Origin of the sequence: Bifidobacterium sp. UTBIF-78, from assembly GCF_006408945.1 — a bacterium.
Classification (GTDB): domain Bacteria; phylum Actinomycetota; class Actinomycetes; order Actinomycetales; family Bifidobacteriaceae; genus Bifidobacterium; species Bifidobacterium myosotis.
The window spans coordinates 15,598-35,075 of record NZ_JFAO01000040.1; the positions used below are offsets into that span (position 1 = coordinate 15,598).

Sequence of the window (19,478 nt, forward strand, 5' to 3'; positions counted from 1 at the left end):
CATCGCCGCTTCGGCATTGCTGGCAACAGGGCTGTTCGGATCGGACGGGATTGAACGATCAGTTCGATTGGTTCGATCAGCTTGTGCGTTCATCGGCGAACTCCTTTCGAATCGCTTGGATCAGTCGGTAATAGCGGGCCTTCACGGTTTCGGTGCGCTCGCCGCGGGCCGCTGCGATCTGCGGAAACGGTAGACCTGCGGCCGTGTGTAAATGGAAGATCTCCTGTGTGCCGGCGTCGAACCGTCCTACAAAGGCATCGATGCGGGCGAGCAGATCGGCGTCGGCCTGGATGTCGGCCGGGTCGCGGGTGCGGTTCGGCCCGTCGCCCGCCACCGTGATGACTCCCGATGGGTTGCCGTCGATGCGGGTTTTGCGTATGGTGCCGGTGCCGTCCAGCGTCTCGTCCATCGGCAGCGGTGTGACGGTAACGCGATTCGTCCGCCTCGCGTCGATTACTTTGTGCGAGGCGATGGCGTACAGCCATGTGCGCAGAGACGCTTTGTCCGGGTCGTATCCGGAGAGCGAGCGTAACGCTGCGATCATCGTCTCCTGGGTCAGATCGAGCGCGTGTTCCCGGTCCCCGGTCACGCGCCAGACGAAGGCGAGCACGTCATCGAAATACATGCGCACCAATTGGTCGGCTGCGGTCTGCGAGCTGTGCCGCACGATTGCGCGGATGAGTCGGCGTTCGGTTGCGGCGTTTTCGGCGGACGGCGTCTGCGCAGCGGAAGTTGCGGAGTCGGCCGGTGAGGTGCTCTTGGCGGACGGCGTTGCGGCGGATGTGCCGTCGCCCCTCGTCCTGCCGCGTCGCGCCGTGAACCAGCCCATCGTCGTCTCCCCAGTTTCCTGTCGTTGTGTCACAGGTATATACGTGTGCGGGCGGCGAATCGTTGCGGCGAATTCGGCCCGGGCGTGTCGCGCGTGATGCGGATTGTGCATTGTGCGCGTCTTGGTGCCGCCCGGTTCCGGGATGCCCGTGCCGATTCATACAATGCTGGTAGTGAACCGTTGACGGCGTGTGCGGTGCCCACGTAGCTTATGTGATGCATTCTGCGTTATGCGTGCCGTGCGCGGTGCCGGTAGCGTTGGTATGAAGCTGGTAGTGAACCTACGTCAGGAGGGTGTATGTCCGTTCCCATTCCGCTGATTTTGGCGTCCAAGTCGCGCCCGCGCCGCGATGTGCTGTATTCGGCCGGCATCTGCCCGACCATCCGCGTCTCGCATGTGGACGAGCCGGCCGCGCTCAAAACCGCCGCGCAGGCTGCCGGCGTCACGGTCGATGAGCTGACCGTGGACCAGCGGGTGATGATTCTTGCCGAAGCCAAGGCGCAGGCCGTGCATCGCGCGTATCGTGACGTGGCCGCCACGGCCGCCTCCGCGACCGGCGAGCGGGTAATCGCCTACCCGCTGCGCGCCCCGGAAGTGCAGGCTGAGGATGCTGCCGCCGCGGTGACGGGTTCGGAAGAGCCGGGCCGACAGGGGCAGGGCGAGGGGCGGGATGGTTCAGGCCAGAGCGTCCAGTCGGCCGCCACAGCCGCCGCCGCGCCCATCGACTACTCCAAGGACCGCATCGCCACCACACGCGACTTCTCCGGCGTGGACATGCCGACCGTCACCGAGCCGATCTCCAACGTTGTGGCCCTCCAGCCGGGACTGACGCGGTCAAGCATCGGCCCGCTCATCGTCGGCTGCGATTCGATGTTCCTCATGGACGGCGAATGCTATGGCAAGCCGCACAGCCCCGAGGTCGCGCGCGAGCGTCTGCGCCGGATGCGCGGTGCCAGCGGTGAGCTGTGGACCGGGCACTGCGTCATCGATTTCGCCAGCGGGCGCGTGGCACGCGGCGCCAGTCACGCCGTAGTGAAGTTCGGCGATTACTCCGATAAGGACATCGAGCGGTACATCGCCACCGGCGAGCCGCTGGAAGTGGCCGGATCGTTTACGCTTGAAGGCTTCGGCGGCGCGTTCATCGACGGTGTCGAGGGCGACCCGCATGGCATCATCGGCATCAGCCTGCCGCTGCTGCGCAAGCTGGTTAAGGAACTGGGCGTGGACTGGACCGACCTGTGGAATGTGCAGCGCGGCGAGATCGCCCCGGAATCCGCGGATGCGGCCGGCATCGCGGCGGCCGGCAAGGACAATCTGCCCCCGATCGAGAACGTGCATCAGCCCGGTGACGGCTGGGTGGACTGCGCGTGCGGCCGCAAGCATTGGGGCACCAACGGCGCTTCGGGCATCCTGCTGGCCCGCCGTGATCCGGCGACCGGCAAGGTGACCCATGTGGTGATGCAGCATCGCGCCGCGTGGAGCGCGGAAGGCGGCACCTGGGGCATTCCGGGCGGCGCCACCGCGGACGGCGAGTCGCCGATCGAGGGCGCGCTGCGTGAGAGCTACGAAGAGGCGAACATCACCCCCGAAGACATCGAGGTGGTCGGCTCCTACCGCGAGGACCATGGCCCGTGGGCCTACACCACGGTCTTCGCGTTCGAGAAACCGGGGCATCGCGTTGACCCGCGCCCCAACGACGACGAAAGCAAGGAAATCAGCTGGATTCCGGTCGATCAGGTGCCTTCCTTGAGGCTCCTGACCGCCATGAAGACCGACTGGCCCCGCTTCGCCGCGCGCCTCGACGAGCTGGCGCGGGCTGCTGACTGCCAGTGAATACGACCAGCGCTAATAACTGTTCCGAGGGCTTCGGGTTCGCCGATATGCGAATCAGGCTAGCGCCTTATCGAGCAGTTCGTTAATCGCCTCGTCGCGGGTGATGCCGTGCGCCTGTGCATAAATCGATATCTTTTGCTCGCGGGTGAGTTCGGATTGCGCGAGGCTCCGTCCGAGCGCCTGACGGGTGTATTCGCTGGGCGTGACCTTTTTGGCCTGAGCTGCGGCTTCGACTAGTTTCCAGAGCGCTTCGGGCATACGGATAGTGTGTGCCTTCATGTCCGTGCCGCTGGGAGGGAACGGGTCGTCTTCCCGTGTGAGTGTCGAATCCGGGAATCCGTCTTCAGCCTCTTGCGCCCAGCGTTCGACCATGGCGTCGGTGATTGGTGTGCCATCTTCGGCGATGTATTGCTTCATGCCCGGCTCCATTCTGTGAAAAATCCTTTGGTGAGATAGTTCGCGTGGATGATCACCGGCTCAGGGTCGGCGGTTTCGACGTATACCAGTTCGATAGGTCGGCGTTCCCGGTCGAAGCCGATGACTGCCCACCGAGGTGGGTCGGCATCGTGATCTCGTGTGCGGATTCGTGCTGGTCCTATGCGGGTCGCAAATGCGGTTTCAATCTGTTCTCGGGTCAGCCGATGGGCTTGCAAGGCGTGCGGGTGTATCTCGATATTCGTTTGTTGTTTCTCAGCATACCATGATGTATGACGATTGTCATACGGCTCATGCTGGTTCTTCTGACGGTCGAAATCATGTGGCATAACAGTCCTCCATTGGGCTGATTGGGCTTATCGTGGCGCCGAACGGGCCTCATGAGCCGCGTAGCAGTGCGCTGATGCCCTGACCGTATCGCCACCACGGCTCTTGCGTCCACCCGAATCGACTCATGTGGTTCCAGCTTGCCGAGTTATCCACATTTGTGCCTCAATGAGGAAATGCTGAGGCGGTTGGAGACGATGGCCTCTGCCGTCCGGTCGAGATTTGCCGCCGTATGGGGATGCCGATTCAACGTGCCGGTGAGCGTCCACAACGCTACGGCCCAGCTCGGTAAAACGTGATGATTGCGATGTGCGGGCTGACAGATGTGCGGGCCGACAATCAGCTCAGCAGGAACGCGATGATCGCGATGCCGAGCCGTGGAGCGGACAGTCCGGTGGACTGTCCGTAGGTGAGGGGAGCGGCTGTGCCGCGACGGTTCATCGCGGTTCCTTAGCTCAGCAGGAACGCGATGATTGCGATGAACACCGGGCTGGTCATCGTGCTCATGAGAATGCCGTCGCGCGCGAACGTGAGGCCCACGTTGTACCGCGCCGCGTAGTTGTACACGTTCTGGCCTGTGGGCAGCGCGGCGAGCACGACGCACGCATAGAGTTCCGGCCCGCGGAAGCCCATCATGAAGTACGCCAGCAGGAACGCGATGATCGGCATCACGATGTTCTTCAGCACCGCGACCGTGAAGATGGCCGGCCGGTCGCCCTTCTGCTGCAACGGCTTGGTGCCGTGCAACGACATGCCGAACGCCATGAGAATCATCGGCACCGCCGACTCCCCGATCATGTTGATGGGGTCGTAGATGAAGTTCGGCACCGGGAACCACCCGAGTTTGGCCGAAACCGCCGAAACGACGATGCCCAGCAGCGAGCCGATGAGCAGCGGCTGATGCAGCGGTTGCTTCAGAATCTCCTTGGCGGAGACCTTGCCCTTGGTGGTCACGTCGAGCACCGTCAGGCCGATCGGCGTGAACAGCGCCTGCTGCATCACCAGGATCGGCGCCACCAGCGCGCCGTTGCCGAGGATGTACGTGGCGACCGGCAGGCCGATGTTGTTGGAGTTCAGGTACAGCGAGTTCAGCGCGCCGATCGTGGCGTCCGGTGCCTTCAAATGGAAGAACATCTGGTTGAGCACGAGGAATACGACTCCCACCAGCACAGCGGAGAGGAACGCCACGATAATCGACGGGTGGAAGATGTCGAAGATCGGCTCCTTGGCGAGGATCGCGAACATCAGGCACGGACTGGAGACGAAGAACGAGAACCGGTTCAACACCATTTGCGCGGACGGTCCGCCGATGCGCATGCGCGCCGCCACATAACCCACGAAGATCACGATGCCGATCACGCAGAAACCCTGCATGGCGCTGATGAGACCTGTCATATTCCTCCCTGATTGCAAACCCCAGTGTGGCACACAAAACCGCAAGGTGCGCCGATATCTCAAGTACCGGGCCATCTGCAGGGCCATTTGCCAGACCATTTGCCGGGCCGTCTACCGCGCGCCGCCACCGGGCCGCCACCGCGCCACCTACCGGGCCGTCTACCCGCGCCATCTCAAGTACCGGGCCACCAAGCCCGCACGCAAGGCGCCCCCGCGGTACGCTGGTGCCATGACGATCGCATTGAACCCTACCGCCGACCGAACCGAGCAGCTCGCTTCGCTGCTCACGCAGATCATGGAGAACTATTCCGTCTCCGATGAGGAAGGCCCGCTCGCCGACGAGATCGAGGCGTTTCTCAAGGAATACCCGCATCTGACGGTCCGTCGTCACGGCGATACGGTGGTGGCCGCCACCGACTTCGGCCGCGAACAGCGTGTGATTCTGGCCGGCCACATCGACACGGTCCCCGTGATCGACAACTTCCCGCCGCGTTGGCTGGAGCCTGGCGACCCGCTCATCCGTCAGGACGTCGCCGAAGCCCACCCCGACGAACGCGTCCTGTGGGGGCGCGGCGCCACGGACATGAAGGCTTCGGACGCGGTCATGTTCTACCTCGCCGCGACCCTCGACGGCACCAGCCCGGAAACCACGCCCACAACTGACCTCACCTACGTCTTCTACGACCATGAAGAGGTCGCCGCCGAGAAGAACGGTCTGAGGAAGGTGGCCGAAACGCACCCCGACTGGATCACCGGCGACTTCGCCATCATCGGCGAGCCCACCAGCTGCGGCATCGAAGGCGGCTGCAACGGCACGATCCGCTTCGACGTCGTCACCCATGGCGTCGCCGCCCACTCCGCCCGCGCGTGGATGGGGGAGAACGCCATCCACAAGGCGGCGGACATCCTCAACCGCCTCAACGCCTACGAGCCGGCCACCGTGAACGTGGACGGGCTCGACTACCGCGAGGGCCTCAACGCCACGCTCATCTCCGGCGGCAAGGGTACCAACGTCATCCCGGACGAGTGCCGCGTCCACGTCAACTACCGGTTCGCGCCGGACAAGTCGCTCGCCGAGGCCAAGGCCCTGATGATGGGCGCGGACGCCGGCGCCGAACTCGGCAACGGCGAACATGTGGCCACCGGCGGCGTATTCGAGGGCTACGGCATCGAGATGAAGGACGAGTCGCCGTCCGCTCGTCCGGGCCTCAACGCCCCGCTCGCCCAGGACCTCGTCCGCTTGGTCCGCGAACGCACCGGCCGCGAGCCGCTCGCCAAGCTCGGCTGGACCGACGTGGCCCGGTTCTCCGCGCTCGGCATCCCGGCCGTCAACCTCGGCGCCGGCGACTCGCTGCTCGCCCACAAGCACGACGAGCAGCTGCCCGAGTCCGACCTCACGGCGCTCGCCGACCTGCTCATCGACTGGCTGGTCTGATGCCCGGCCGGATGCTCGCGCGATGACCGTCCGCCTGATCGTTGCGCCGGTTCGTCAGCCATCCAGCCGTCCGTGGGGCGCCCGTCCTCACCTCGCCTTCCGCCCTCCGCGCACGTCGCTGTCCAGAAGTGTGGCATACTGAAAGACGGCGGTTCTGCATGACCGTCAGCGTGCGAGATGGCGTCGATCCCCTTGCGGCTCTCAAGAATGAGACAACGCAAGCGCCGGTGTCCGCCGTTCGCAGGACAGACTTGAGACGAAGTAGCCTTTACGCAAGCGCGAGTTTGCGCTGCCGTGGTGAGAGTGCGGTGTGAGATGCGTAGGGCCTGGATGGCGTCGCGATGCAGCGCGTCGCGAGGAGCATTGTGCCCACTGACAACCGTGAGGGTTTCGTCAACGACGAAGCCGATAATTCAACCGTATCCAATCCGTCCTCCGCGGCCGGCGAGTACGCTGCCGCAGACACGCCTGCTCCGGTCCGTCGCCGTCGCGGCGGCCGTCGCGTGGTGCGTGGCACCGGTGCCGCCGGGGCGTCGCTGGAGCTGCAGGTTCAGGAGCATTCCGGCCGTGCGCCCCTCTTCGAGGCGCCATCGCTGACCGGTCAGTCGGATGACCGGACGGATAAGGACGATTCCGCCGCAGCCGGCCGGGCCGCTGATTTCGACGGTGCGAACGACATCGATGACGCCGATGACGTGATTCGCGCGCCGCGCCGCTCCCGCGTGCGCCGCGCCGCTGATTTCGAGGACGATGAGCCGCGCTCGCGCCGTCGTTCCCGTCGTACCGTGGACGTTGACGACGATTACGAGGAGGACCGTCCGGTCCGCCGTCGCACCCGTCGTTCGTCCGTGGACCGTGATGGTTATGATGATCGCGATTCGCGCGATGATTACCGTGGCAATCGCTCGGAGCGTGATGGTTCCGGCCACCGTGGCACCCGTGAGGATTCCGACGACGAGCGTCTGCTGGACGCCGTCGATTCGCTGCCCATCGGGCACGACACGGTTCGCCGCGCCAAGCCGATGACCTCGCTGCTGTTCCAGGAACCGGTGCTGCCCGCCGTCTCCCGCAAGGACGAGCGCGATGACCAGGATGCAGAGAACGACGAGGACGACGATCACATCGGCAATGACCATATCGACAATACGGAGACCCGTTCGTCGCGCCGCACCCGTCGTTCCCGCACCCAGGACGAGGACTCGCGTTCGGGTGGCCGTCGCAATGGCCGCAGCCACGATTCGCGCGATGATCGCGATGATCAGGACGCTGACGAGGACCGCGATATCCGGTTCGAGCGCGACGACCGCAATGACCGCGACGACCATGGCACTGAGGATGACGGGGCCGCACGTGCCACTCGTTCCCGTCGCACCCGTCGCGCCGCCGACCGTGACGTCCGCGATGATCGCGACGATCGTGACGATCAGGACGAGCGCGCGGAAGCCACCGGCCGCCGCGCCAACCGCCGCCGTTCCGACGATCAGGCATCGGACCAGACGCCGGATCAAACGGTTGTTGATGCCGGTTCTGCGGAGTCCGGCGATGCCAACGACGCAGGCGACGGCGCCGACACGTCCCGCCGTTCCCGCCGTTCGCGCCGCCTGAACGCGCAGGAGCGCCGCGCCGCCGCCGAGGTCGAGCAGATCGAGGAGGACCTCGAGCTGGACGACATCGCCTACACGCCGATCACCGAGGAGGAGGGTGACGAGGACGCCGACGGCACCCGCACCCGTCGTCGTCGCCGTCGCCGCGGCTCCCGCAGTGAGGCCGTCGTCGAGGCGGAGGCCGAGAACGGCAACGAGCGTGAGGATGATGAGGCGCGCTCCCGTCGCCGCGAGGACCGTGACCGTGACGAGGAGGACGAGGAGCAGACTGTCACCCGTCGTCGCCGTCGCCGCCGCAGCGGCCGTAACGGCGAAAGCGCGGACGACCAGGGCGGCGAGCAGCTGATTCGCCGCTCCCGCAAGCAGCAGTACATTGACGAGATCACCGACGTCGAGGGTTCCACGCGACTGGAGGCCAAGAAGCAGCGCCGTCGCGACAACCGTCGTGAGCGCAGCCGCCAGAGCCAGCTCATGGAGCAGGACTTCCTCGCGCGCCGCGAGAACGTGGACCGCCTCATGGTGGTGCGTGAACGCGACCATCACACCCAGATTTCCGTGGTGGAGGACAACGTGCTCGTGGAGCATTACGTGTCTGACATCCAGGAGGTGCAGACCGTCGGCAACATCTACCTCGGCCGCGTGCAGAACGTGCTGCCGAGCATGGAGGCCGCGTTCGTGGACATCGGCCAGGCCCGCAATGGCGTGCTGTACGCCGGCGAGGTCAACTGGGACGCCGCGCGTCTCGAGGGCCAGCCGCGCCGCATCGAACTGGCGTTCAAGTCCGGCGATCCGGTGCTCGTGCAGGTCACCAAGGACCCGATCGGTCACAAGGGTGCGCGTCTGACCTCGCAGGTCACGCTCGCCGGCCGTTTCCTCGTGCTCGTGCCGTCCGGCGGCATGACCGGCGTGAGCCGCAAGCTGTCCGAGCGCGAACGTTCGCGCCTGAAGAACATCGTGTCCAAGATCGCCCCGAAGGACATGGGCGTGATTATCCGCACGGCGGCCGAGGGCGCTTCCGAGGAGGCGATCGTCAAGGATCTCGAGTCGCTGGTGCGCCAGTGGGAGCGCATCAACTCCAAACGTGAGGAATTCTGGCACGGCCGTCGCCCGAAGCTGTTGCAGGGCGAGCCGGACGTGGCCATCCGCGTGGTGCGCGACATCTTCAACGATGACTTCTCCAAGCTCATCGTCGAGGGCGACAAGGTCTACGATCGCATCGAGGAATACCTCGACACGATGGCCCCGGATCTGAAGGACAAGCTGGAGAAGTGGGACCCGGCCGACCACAATGGCAAGGACGTGTTCGACAAGTGGCAGATCGACTCCCAGCTCAGGAAGGGTATGGAGCGTCAGGTCTACCTGCCGTCCGGCGGCTCGATCGTGATCGACCGCACCGAGGCCATGACCACCATCGACGTGAATACCGGCCGTTTCATCGGCAGGGGCAAGTCGTTGGAGGAGACGGTCACGCGCTGTAACCTCGAGGCGTCCGAGGAGATCGCCCGCCAGCTGCGTCTGCGCGACATCGGCGGCATGGTGATGATCGATTACGTGGATATGGTCATGCCCGCCAACCGCGATTTGGTGCTGCGCCGTCTCATCGAATGCCTGGCGCGCGACCGCACCAAGCATCAGGTGGCCGAGGTCACCTCGCTGGGCCTCGTGCAGATGACGCGTAAGCGCATCGGCCAGGGTCTGGTCGAGGCGTTCTCCGAGGAGTGCCCGACCTGCAAGGGCCGTGGCTTCATCCTCCACGACCAGCCCACGGTCTCGGCGGAATACGACGACCCGTACGCCCTGCGCGGCGGCGACCCGTTCGTCAAGACCAACAAGCACGGTCGCGGCACCGCCCCCGCCCCCGAGCCCGCCGGCTCCAGCGCGGACGTCAAGGCCAAGCTGGCCCAAATCGCCGCAGCCGCCGTCGCCGCCAACAACTCCGGCGACCCCAGCGCCGCCTGACGTTGCCGGAGGCAAAGCGAGCGCATCTGGATTGTGCCGGCCGTGGCAGCTCCGACGGGCGCTGCTCGATGATTGACACCAATCGTCGTCGCCCGTTGCCGCCCTCCGTCAAACTGGACGCGACGAACCTAGCGCAACCGGGGTATCCACAAAGGTCCCACAGCCGTGCCTATACTGGTGTCTCACAACAACACCAATACGGTCGCTTTGCGGACGCCCCCTGAACATCCGGATGGCGTCCGAAACCGTGCAAAGAGCACAGCACCGCCGTTTTCGGCTTGTTCCCGGCAGTTCGGGGGACACGCCGTAACGAGGTCGGTGCTTGACACGCGGACGAAAACCATTTGATTTCGTCCGCGTGTAGGTGTAAATTCGAAACTCGGTGTCTGACCGCAGGCTCGGTGCGTGTTGGGCAAGGAAGCTTTCCAAAACATAAAAGGAATTACTATGTACGCGATTGTGAAGGCCGGTGGCCATCAGGAAAAGGTCGAGGTGGGCGATACCATCCTCGTGAATCGTCTCGACGCCAAGAAGGGCGACACCGTGGAGTTCCCGGTTGCCCTCGTGGTGGATGGCGCCAACGTCACGCTGGCTGCCGCCGATCTGGCTAAGGTGTCCGTCAAGGCCGAGGTCGTTGACGACGAGGCCAAGGGCCCGAAGATCAACATCCAGAAGTTCAAGAACAAGACCGGCGTTGCTCGTCGCAAGGGCCACCGTCAGAAGCTGACCGTCGTCAAGATCACGGCGATCGCCTGAGTCATAGAAAGGACCATGAATCATGGCACATAAGAAGGGTGCGTCCAGCTCTCGTAACGGTCGCGATTCGCAGCCTCAATACCTCGGCGTGAAGAAGTTCGGCGGCGAGGCCGTTGTGGCCGGTAACATCATCGTTCGCCAGCGTGGCACCAACTTCCACCCGGGCCAGAACGTCGGCATGGGCAAGGATCACACGCTGTTCGCCCTGGCCGATGGCTCCGTGAAGTTCGGCATTCGTCGTGACCGCAAGGTCGTCGACGTGATTGCTGCCTGAGCGATTCGTCATCAGCTTGTTAAGCCGCGCCCGTAAGGACGCGGCTTTTTTGTAAGCTTTGCTAAGTTATGTCAGCTTCGTAGGGTTTCGTAGGTTTCATAGGTTTTGCAGGTTTCGTAAGGCGCAAAACACACCACAAGTACGCAAAAGGTACGTAAAGGCACGCATATGAGTGATTTCGTAGATCGAGTGACCGTCCATGTCAAGGGCGGTGATGGCGGCAACGGCTCGGCCGGCATCCGCCGTGAGAAGTTCAAGCCGCTCGCCGGCCCGAATGGCGGCAATGGCGGCGACGGTGGCTCCGTGATTTTCGTGGCGGACCGTAACGCCACCAGTCTGCTGGACTACCGGTTCATGCCGCACCGCACCGCCGGCAGCGGCACGATGGGTCTGGGCGACAACAAGGACGGTTCAAAGGGCGACGACCTGATTCTGCCGGTGCCGTGCGGCACGGTGATCTTCACCGCCAAAGGCGCACAAGGCGCCGCCAAGCGCCCCGGAGAGCAGCTCGCCGACCTGCGTCACGAGGGCGACCGGTTCGTGGCGGCACAAGGCGGCAACGGTGGACTCGGCAACATCGCGTTGGCCAACAAGACCCGTCGTGCCCCCGGCTTCGCCCTGCTCGGCGAGCCCGGTGAGGAACGCGACGTGATTCTCGAGCTCAAGTCCATCGCCGACGTGGCGCTGGTGGGCTTCCCGTCGGCGGGCAAGTCGTCCCTGATCGCGGCCATGAGCTCGGCCAAGCCGAAGATCGCCGACTACCCGTTCACCACGCTGGTGCCGAACCTCGGTGTCGTCATTGCCGGTGATTCCCGCTACACCATCGCCGACGTGCCCGGCCTGATTCCGGGTGCATCCGAGGGCAAGGGCCTCGGCCTTGAGTTCCTGCGTCACATCGAGCGCACCGAAATCATCGCCCATGTAATCGATTGCGCCACGCTGGAGCCGGACCGCGACCCGGTGGCCGACTACCAGGCCCTCGAAAAGGAGCTCGCGCTCTACGCGGACAAGCTGGAACTACCGCTCGGCGCGATTCCGATCCCCGAGCGCCCGCGCATCATCATCCTCAACAAGATCGATGTGCCGGAAGCCAGGGATCTTGCCGATTTCGTACGTCCGGAGTTCGAGAAGCTGGGTCTCAAGGTCTTCGAGATTTCCACCGCCTCCCACGAGGGATTGAAGGAGCTCAACTTCGCGCTGTCCGCGTTGGTCAAGGAGATGCGCGAGGAAGTCGCCAACCGCGAGCAGGCCGAGGAGGAGGCCCGCGTGGTCATCAAGCCGCTCGAATCCGGCCGTCGCACCCGCCGTGCCGATCAGGGCGGCACCGCGCTCGACTTCACGGTCGAACGCCGCGAACTGGACAACGGCGAGGTCTTCTTCGAGGTGCTCGGCACCAAGCCGGAACGTTGGGTGGTGCAGACCAACTTCGACAACGACGAGGCCGTGGGCTACCTCGCCGACCGCTTGGCCAAGCTGGGCGTTGAGGACGAGCTGCGTCGCAAGGGCGCCCGCCCCGGCGACAACATCCGCATCGGCCGTGGCAACAACGCCGTCGATTTCGATTGGGACCCGACCATCTCCGCCGGCGCGGAGATGCTGGACGGCTCCAACCTCGGCGCGCGTGGCAAGGACCTGCGCCTTGAGGAGCAGGACCCTCGCTCCCGTCGTCGTTCCAACTCCGAGCGCCGCGCCCAGTATCACGAGATGATGGACGCCCGCGCCGCCGTGCGCGAGGCGATGATGGCCGAGCGGCTGGCCGGCCACTGGGCCGACCCGTCCATCGACGACGACCGCCACGACACCACCAGTCTGTTCGGCCGTGGCGAGTCCGCGAAGGACGCGGACGGCGCCGACGGCGGCGATGCCGATAATTCGTGAAACGACGATAGTCCGTGAAACAATCCGTGAAACAAGCGGTGCGCATAATCGAGGAAACATGAGCACTCCAAGTCAAGCCGAAGTCCGTCAGGCCATCGCCAGCGCCGGCACCATCGTCGTCAAGGTCGGGTCCAGCTCGCTCACGCAACCGAGCGGGCACCTCGACCCGGACAAACTCGACGCGCTGGTCACCGCGCTGGCCCATGTGCGGTTGATGGGCGCGCGCGTGGTGCTTGTCTCGTCAGGCGCCATCGCCGCCGGTTTCGGCCCGCTGGGCTTCGACGCGCGGCCGTCGGACGTGGCCACCCAACAGGCCACCGCGGCGGTGGGGCAGGGGCTGCTCATGGCCCGCTACGAGACCGCGTTCGGCCGGTTCGGCATTCATGTTGGGCAGATCCTCATCACCGCCGAGGACACGATTCGCGCCACCCAGTACCGCAACGTGGAGCGCACGCTGGAGCGGCTGCTCGATCTCGGGGTGATTCCGATCATCAACGAGAACGACTCGCTGGCCTCCAACGAGATTCGTTTCGGCGACAACGACCGGCTTTCCGCGCTCATGGCCAATCTGGTGCGCGCGGACGCGCTGGTGCTGCTCACGGACGTGGACGCGCTGTACACCGCGCCGCCCTCGCAACCGGGCTCGAAGCGTGTGGCGTACGTGCCCAACGTCGTCGACGCGCTGGGGGATATCCAGGTCTCCGGTTCCGGCTCCAAGGTCGGCACCGGCGGCATGGTTACCAAGCTGGAGGCCGCACGCGTGGCGGCCGTGTCCGGCATCCCCACCGTGCTCACATGCGCCGCGAACGCCGGTCCCGCCATGATGGGCGACCCGGTGGGCACCGTGTTCGCGCCGGTCAACGCCCGTGGCTCCGCGCGTCGGCTGTGGATTGGTTTCGCCGCCGACCCACGTGGCACAATCGTCGTCGATGCGGGTGCCGCCCAGGCGATTCGCGGCGGACGCGCCTCGCTGCTCGCCGCCGGCGCACTCGAGGTCCACGGCGATTTCTCCGCCGGCGACCCGGTGTGGGTGGACTCCGAATCCGGTGAGCATCTGGCCCGCGGACTGGCCGGATTCGATTCCGAGGAGATTCCGCAGATGCTCGGGCGCAACACCGCCCAGCTCAAGCGGTTCCTCGGACCGCAGTTCGCGCATCCGCTGGTGCATCGTGACAACCTCGTGCTCGTGTAGCGGTTGCCGGTAGGGTCTTGCCTTGTATTGTTGTGCTTGGCTGTCGGGCTGTGGCTGGTTGGATGTCGGGCTGCGACGACCAACCGGCCACAGCTGGTCACCTGGCGCTTGACTCTTGCCTTGCCTTGCCTTGCCTTGCCTTGCCTTGCCTTGCCTTGGCTCTTGGTTCTTGGTTCTTGGCTCTTGGTTCTTGATGTCGGACTTGGACGCTTGACTATCGGCTTTGACGTTTGGCTGTCGGATTTCAACGTTTGGCTGTCGGATTTCGACAGTTCGGTGTCGGACCTCGAGCGTTGGCTGTCGGACCTCGACGATTCGGTGTCGGATTTCGTACAAATGCGGTACGAGGCCCGACACTCATGCGTCGAGGTCCGACAGTCAACCGTCGAAATCCGACAGTCAACTATCAAGGTCCGACGCTGAACCGTCGAGGTCCGACAGTTATGTAGCCGGCGCCCTCGCTCTGGCGTTTTCTCGCCCGGTAGTCATACGATAATCATCATGACTATGGCTGATTGGCAGACTTTTTCCGACCGTATCAACACTGTGGCGCCGAGCGCCACCCTCGCCGTCGATTCCAAGGCCAAGGCGATGAAGGCCGCCGGTCTGGACGTCATCGGCTTCGGTGCCGGCGAACCCAACTTCCCGACCCCCGCAAACGTCGTCAAGGCCGCGGCGGACGCATGTCTCGACCCGAAGAACTACAAGTACACCCCGACGCCGGGACTGCCTGAGCTTCGTGATGCGATCGCCGCCAAGGTGCTGCGCGATTCCGGCTACGAAGCCACCGCAGATCAGGTCGTAGTGACCAACGGCGGCAAGCAGGCCGTCTATGAATCCTTCCAGATTCTGCTGAATCCCGGTGACGAGGTCATCATCCCCGCGCCGTACTGGACCAGCTATCCCGAGGCCGTCAAACTCGCCGGAGGTGTGCCGGTCGAGGTGTTCGCCGGCGCGGACGTCAACTTCGAGCCTTCGCTGGAGGCACTGGAAGCCGCGCGTACCGAACGGACCAAGGCCATCATCGTCAACTCGCCGAACAACCCGACCGGTGCCGTCTGGAAGCCTGAGACCGTGAAGGCCATCGGAGCATGGGCCGTCGAGCACCATATCTGGATTATCTCCGACGAGATTTACGAGCACCTGAACTACGACGACGCGCATACCACCTATGTTGGCGCGGCGGTGCCTGAGTGCCGCAACCAGCTGCTGGTTCTCAACGGTGTGGCCAAGACCTACGCCATGCCTGGCTGGCGCGTGGGATGGATGGTGGCTCCGGTCGAGGTGGCCAAGGCCGCCACCAAGCTGCAGGGCCATATGACCTCCAACGTCGCGAACATCTCCCAGCGTGCCGCTCTGGCCGCCGTGTCCGGCCCGTTGGACGAGGTCCATCGCATGCGCGAGGCCTTCGACGTGCGTCGCCGTGCGATTGTGTCCGCACTGAACGACATCGAGGGCGTCCGTTGCCCGACCCCGACCGGCGCGTTCTACGCTTTCGCGGATATCACGGCCCTGCTCGGCAAGCCGCTGGGCCCCAACGGTACCGTGTGCGCCACGTCCGCCGATTTCGCGGCCGCCCTGTTGGACGAGGGCCATGTGGCCGCCGTGCCCGGCGAGGCGTTCGGCGCCCCCGGCTACCTGCGGTTCTCCTACGCCCTCGCCGATGACGATCTGGCCGAAGGCATGCGTCGCATGAAGGCATGGGTCGAAGCGTAAGCACGCGAGTGGTCCGTCCAGCAATTGTCTGACTGGCAATTGTCTGAGTGGTGTTGGCCCCTCTTCCGAGGAGGCTGTCAGCGAAGCTGATTGGGGGAGAGATAAAACTGGAACCCTCAATTGTCAGTGAGACAGACCACTGGATTGCATAGTTGTCGTCGGCGACTTCACGCTTCAAGACACGCCGAAGACTTATCGTCCGTTGATGGCCGCTCATCCCTTGTGTTGAGCGGCCATTCGCGTATTCGACCGCCACGTGTGGCCATCGTGGGCGCAACACGATTTGCCATAATCCAGCTCACCCGCTAATATGTCGATTCGGCGGTTTCGCCATAGCGAAGCGTTCCTTTACGGGGACGTAAGCCGAAGGTGGTTGTCACCTAGGGAAGTGGCGCAATTGGTAGCGCAACGGTCTCCAAAACCGTAGGTTGTGGGTTCGAGTCCCGCCTTCCCTGCCAAGTCTTTCGATAATCAAGTAGCTGACGCGAGGTACAGGAATGGCTAAGACGAGCGGAAACGAAAAGGCAGTCAAGCCGAATGTCTTCATGCGTATCGGTCTGTTCATCAAGCAGATCGTCGACGAGCTTCGTAAGGTCGTGACTCCTACCGCCAAGGGTCTGTTCTTCTGGTCTCTGGCGGTCTTCATCTTCGTGCTGCTGCTTATGGCTCTGGTCACCGGCATGGACTTCGGTCTAGGCAAGCTCGTGCTGTGGCTGTTTGGCTGATTTGACCAATCTGAAGGTGAATGACAACGCATGAGTGATGAACTGAATCTCGAGAACCTCGACGCCATCGCGCCCACCGAGGAACCCGCTGCTGAGGCTTCCGAAGCTCCTGCGGCCGAGGAACCGGCTGCTCAGAGCGCGCCGGCCGAGGCAAATATCGAAACCCCTGCTTCCGAATCTGACGAAGCTAGCGAAGCCAGCGAGGCTGAATCTGAGGAGCCCGCTCCGGCTGAGGCTGCTCCGGCGGCATCCGTTGCTCCCGCTTCTGCTGCGGAGCACATCTCCCTGGATGACGACGAAGAGATCGAAATTAACGAGTCCGAGCAGGCCGAAGAGACCGATGCCGGTCAGCAGGCCGTTGATGAGTTCTCCAAGTCCCTCCGTACGCTCGATGGCAAGTGGTACGTGCTGCACACGTACTCCGGCTACGAGAAGCGTGTGAAGACCAACATCGAATCCCGCGTGGCCTCTTTCGGCATGGAAGATCAGATCTTCCAGGTCGAGGTCCCGATGGAAGAGGTCGAGAAGCACACCGAAAAGGGCAAGAAGGTCATCACCCGCGTTCGTGTGCCCGGGTATGTGCTGATTCGTATGTGGCCGGACGAGAACGCCCGCCGCGTCGTTCGCGAGACCGAAGGCGTGACCGGTTTCGTTGGCCCGACCAAGGACCCGGCCCTGCTCTCCCGCAAGGAAGTCGTCCAGATGATGGCTCCGATGATCGCTTCCGAGGCGCTCAAGAAGGCTGGCGACAAGCCCGCCGCTGCTAAGAAGCGCACCGTCGAGGTCTCCTACGCCGTGGGCGATCAGGTCACCGTCACCGATGGTCCGTTCGCCACCATGGCTGCCGTCGTTTCCGACGTGGAGCCCACCACCCAGAAGCTCACCGTGCTCGTGTCCATCTTCGGCCGCGATACGCCTGTGGAGCTCGGCTTCAACCAGGTGCAGAAGCTCGACTGATTGTTGCGAATCGTCAATTGCAAATCGTATGAAAGCCCGACTCCGGTCGGGCTTTGTCGTATCCGGCGGACGGCGTGTTGTCCACTCGGCCTGTCCACTCAGCCTCGCATAATGGAAAAGTTGTGTCTGGAGGGAAGACCCGCTAGCACAGCACAGCAATATAAGTTGCGGGAGGAGACCGACCGCGGCCCAATCCTTATCGAAGACGGATAAATAACGAGTCAAGACCGTAGGCGATAGGCGAGGACCGAGGCGGCGACCATTTGAACCGCGTTATAGAAAGAAGAACCATAATATGGCTCCCAAGAAGAAAGTCTCGGCGCTGATCAAGCTCCAGATCCAGGCTGGCAAGGCCAATCCGGCCCCGCCGCTGGGCCCGGCTCTGGGTTCGCATGGCGTGAACATCATGGACTTCTGCAAGGCGTACAACGCGCAGACGCAGGACAAGATGGGTCAGGTCATCCCTGTCGAGATCACCGTTTACGAGGATCGCTCCTTCACCTTCGTTCTCAAGACCCCGCCGGCTGCGGCTCTGCTGCTCAAGGCTGCTGGCATCGAGAAGGGCACCGAGAACCCGCTGACCCACAAGGTCGGCTCTGTCACCAAGGCGCAGGTTCGCGAAATCGCCGAGACCAAGATGGAAGATCTGTCTGCTCGCGATATCGAGGCCGGCATGAAGATCATCGAGGGCACCGCTCGCTCGATGGGCATCACGGTTACGGACTGATAAGGAGAAGGACAGATGGTAAAGCGTTCCAAGAAGTACCGCGAAGCCGCTGAGCGCGTCGATCGCAACAACCTCTACACCGCCAACGAGGCCATCGCTCTGCTCAAGAGCATGCCCGCTTACAACTTCGACCAGACCGTCGAGGCTGTGTTCCGCCTGAGCGTCGACCCGCGTAAGGCCGACCAGCTCGTGCGTGGCACCGTCAACCTGCCCCACGGCACTGGTAAGACCGCCAAGGTCCTGGTGTTCGCCCGTGGCCCGAAGGCCACCGAGGCCACCGAGGCCGGCGCCGACATCGTCGGTGATGACGACCTGATCGCCAAGGTTCAGGGCGGCTTCCTCGACTTCGATGCCGTGGTCGCCACCCCGGACATGATGGGTAAGGTCGGCCGTCTGGGCCGTGTGCTTGGTCCGCGTGGCCTCATGCCGAACCCGAAGACCGGCACCGTGACCATGGACGTCACCAAGGCCGTCAAGGACATCAAGGGCGGCAAGATCGAGTTCCGCGTCGACAAGAACGGCAACCTCTCCTTCCTCATCGGCAAGATGAGCTTCGACGAGGCCGCTCTGGACGAGAACTTCAAGGCTGTGGCCGACGAGGTCAAGCGTCTGAAGCCTGCCACCGTGAAGGGCCGTTACCTGACCAAGGCGACCATCACCTCCACGATGAACCCGGGCGTTCCGGTTGACCCGAACACCCTGGCCTGAGGCTAAACGCAGTTTCATAGCTTCGTAGCTACTGAGCTGCTGAAAGGGGACTTTCCGCATCTGCGGAAGGTTCCCTTTTCGTTTTTGGCTCTGTTAAACCAGCTTTGACATGAGAGGCGAATTGGTGGGGTTGATTTCCATAGGGGATCAACCCATTCAGAACTTCCGTTGATTCACCCATGTCAATTCTGGTTTAACAGAGCCTTCGTTTTCCGTTGTCTAGTTCGAGCGGATAGTTGACGCATGTCTCGGGGGATGGTTTCGTTTCCTTTCCTTTCGTTTTTGTGGCTGGTTTCCAACTGGTTCCCCGCGGCTGGTTTTCGCAGCTGGGTTTCCGCAACCAGCTGCTCGGCCTAGTGCTCGGTGTTTGGTGGTTTTTCGGTGTCCGTTGTCAGTCAGTTGTCTTCAGTCAGTTATCGTGAATCAGACAGGTGAAATCGACGGTAAGTACGCGTCTCGTCGAAGGTCTCGCGTACTTACCGTCTGTTCCGGGGCCAAAAGGGACTGTATGTATGCGGGTGCTTCGTCATGGCGCGTACTTACCGTTTGCTTCGGTTTTTAGGGGGACTGCAAGTACGCGGATGCGTTGTAACCGCGCGTACATACCGTCTGTCGTGATGAGGATCTAGGGACTGTATGTGTGCGTTGGTCTCATGATGGCGCGCACATGCAGTCCTTTTGCTGTTCTTGTGGTTTAGCTGTGCTTTGTCAAGTTGGTGTCTGCGTTT

The 19,478-nt window shown here is 63.4% G+C and carries 16 protein-coding genes and 1 tRNA gene; 13 read left to right on the forward strand and 4 right to left on the reverse strand.

Translation table 11 applies throughout. From position 1 onward, the window contains the following. Positions 1-76: 76 nt before the first annotated feature. Positions 77-829: an RNA polymerase sigma factor gene (locus BG22_RS08785; RefSeq protein WP_181163464.1), complete on the reverse strand. Its 753-nt coding sequence runs from the start codon at positions 827-829 to the stop codon at positions 77-79. A gap of 297 nt (positions 830-1,126) precedes the next feature. Between BG22_RS08785 and BG22_RS08790 the strand changes: the two genes are divergently transcribed. After that, positions 1,127-2,662, forward strand: coding sequence for a Maf family protein (locus BG22_RS08790; RefSeq protein ID WP_140494881.1), 1,536 nt, complete (start codon positions 1,127-1,129; stop codon positions 2,660-2,662). A 54-nt stretch (positions 2,663-2,716) separates the two neighbouring features. Here the strand turns inward: BG22_RS08790 and BG22_RS08795 are convergent, their stop codons facing one another. The 3 genes from BG22_RS08795 to BG22_RS08805 all read right to left on the reverse strand — a co-directional run bounded on the left by BG22_RS08795 (position 2,717) and on the right by BG22_RS08805 (position 4,819). Next, entirely contained in the window at positions 2,717-3,079 is a 363-nt protein-coding gene (locus tag BG22_RS08795) for a hypothetical protein (protein WP_140494883.1), read from the reverse strand. Beyond that, positions 3,076-3,426, reverse strand: coding sequence for a hypothetical protein (locus tag BG22_RS10975; RefSeq protein WP_094667519.1), 351 nt, complete (start codon positions 3,424-3,426; stop codon positions 3,076-3,078). Before BG22_RS10975 ends, BG22_RS08795 begins: the two co-directional genes overlap by 4 nt. 448 nt (positions 3,427-3,874) lie before the next feature. Next, positions 3,875-4,819, reverse strand: a complete 945-nt coding sequence (locus BG22_RS08805; RefSeq protein ID WP_140494885.1) for an AEC family transporter — start codon at positions 4,817-4,819, stop codon at positions 3,875-3,877. Positions 4,820-5,048: 229 nt separating this feature from the next. Between BG22_RS08805 and dapE the strand changes: the two genes are divergently transcribed. From dapE to rplA, 12 genes are all read left to right on the forward strand, one after another. Continuing rightward, a complete protein-coding gene (gene dapE, locus BG22_RS08810) occupies positions 5,049-6,254 on the forward strand; it encodes a succinyl-diaminopimelate desuccinylase (protein WP_140494887.1) in 1,206 nt (401 codons plus the stop codon). A gap of 341 nt (positions 6,255-6,595) precedes the next feature. Then, the gene (locus BG22_RS08815) at positions 6,596-9,817 is read left to right on the forward strand and encodes an Rne/Rng family ribonuclease (protein WP_140494889.1); all 3,222 of its coding nucleotides are present in this window, start codon (positions 6,596-6,598) and stop codon (positions 9,815-9,817) included. A gap of 447 nt (positions 9,818-10,264) precedes the next feature. Next, positions 10,265-10,573, forward strand: a complete 309-nt coding sequence (gene rplU, locus BG22_RS08820) for a 50S ribosomal protein L21 (RefSeq protein ID WP_094667516.1) — start codon at positions 10,265-10,267, stop codon at positions 10,571-10,573. Between the two features lie 22 nt (positions 10,574-10,595). Next, positions 10,596-10,847, forward strand: a complete 252-nt coding sequence (gene rpmA / locus BG22_RS08825; RefSeq protein WP_094667515.1) for a 50S ribosomal protein L27 — start codon at positions 10,596-10,598, stop codon at positions 10,845-10,847. A gap of 168 nt (positions 10,848-11,015) precedes the next feature. Further along, positions 11,016-12,725: a GTPase ObgE gene (obgE, locus tag BG22_RS08830; protein ID WP_140494891.1), complete on the forward strand. Its 1,710-nt coding sequence runs from the start codon at positions 11,016-11,018 to the stop codon at positions 12,723-12,725. Between the two features lie 58 nt (positions 12,726-12,783). After that, entirely contained in the window at positions 12,784-13,917 is a 1,134-nt protein-coding gene (proB, locus tag BG22_RS08835) for a glutamate 5-kinase (protein WP_140494893.1), read from the forward strand. A 507-nt stretch (positions 13,918-14,424) separates the two neighbouring features. After that, positions 14,425-15,633, forward strand: coding sequence for a pyridoxal phosphate-dependent aminotransferase (locus BG22_RS08840; RefSeq protein ID WP_140494903.1), 1,209 nt, complete (start codon positions 14,425-14,427; stop codon positions 15,631-15,633). Between the two features lie 382 nt (positions 15,634-16,015). Further along, positions 16,016-16,091 (forward strand) — tRNA-Trp (locus tag BG22_RS08845). A 39-nt stretch (positions 16,092-16,130) separates the two neighbouring features. Beyond that, positions 16,131-16,358: a preprotein translocase subunit SecE gene (gene secE, locus BG22_RS08850; RefSeq protein WP_140494895.1), complete on the forward strand. Its 228-nt coding sequence runs from the start codon at positions 16,131-16,133 to the stop codon at positions 16,356-16,358. A 30-nt stretch (positions 16,359-16,388) separates the two neighbouring features. Further along, on the forward strand, positions 16,389-17,315 hold the full coding sequence (nusG, locus tag BG22_RS08855) for a transcription termination/antitermination protein NusG (protein ID WP_140494897.1): 927 nt from the start codon (positions 16,389-16,391) through the stop codon (positions 17,313-17,315). A gap of 295 nt (positions 17,316-17,610) precedes the next feature. Then, positions 17,611-18,042, forward strand: coding sequence for a 50S ribosomal protein L11 (gene rplK, locus BG22_RS08860; RefSeq protein WP_140494899.1), 432 nt, complete (start codon positions 17,611-17,613; stop codon positions 18,040-18,042). 15 nt (positions 18,043-18,057) lie between these two features. Continuing rightward, positions 18,058-18,750: a 50S ribosomal protein L1 gene (rplA, locus tag BG22_RS08865; RefSeq protein WP_094667509.1), complete on the forward strand. Its 693-nt coding sequence runs from the start codon at positions 18,058-18,060 to the stop codon at positions 18,748-18,750. Positions 18,751-19,478 lie beyond the last annotated feature (728 nt).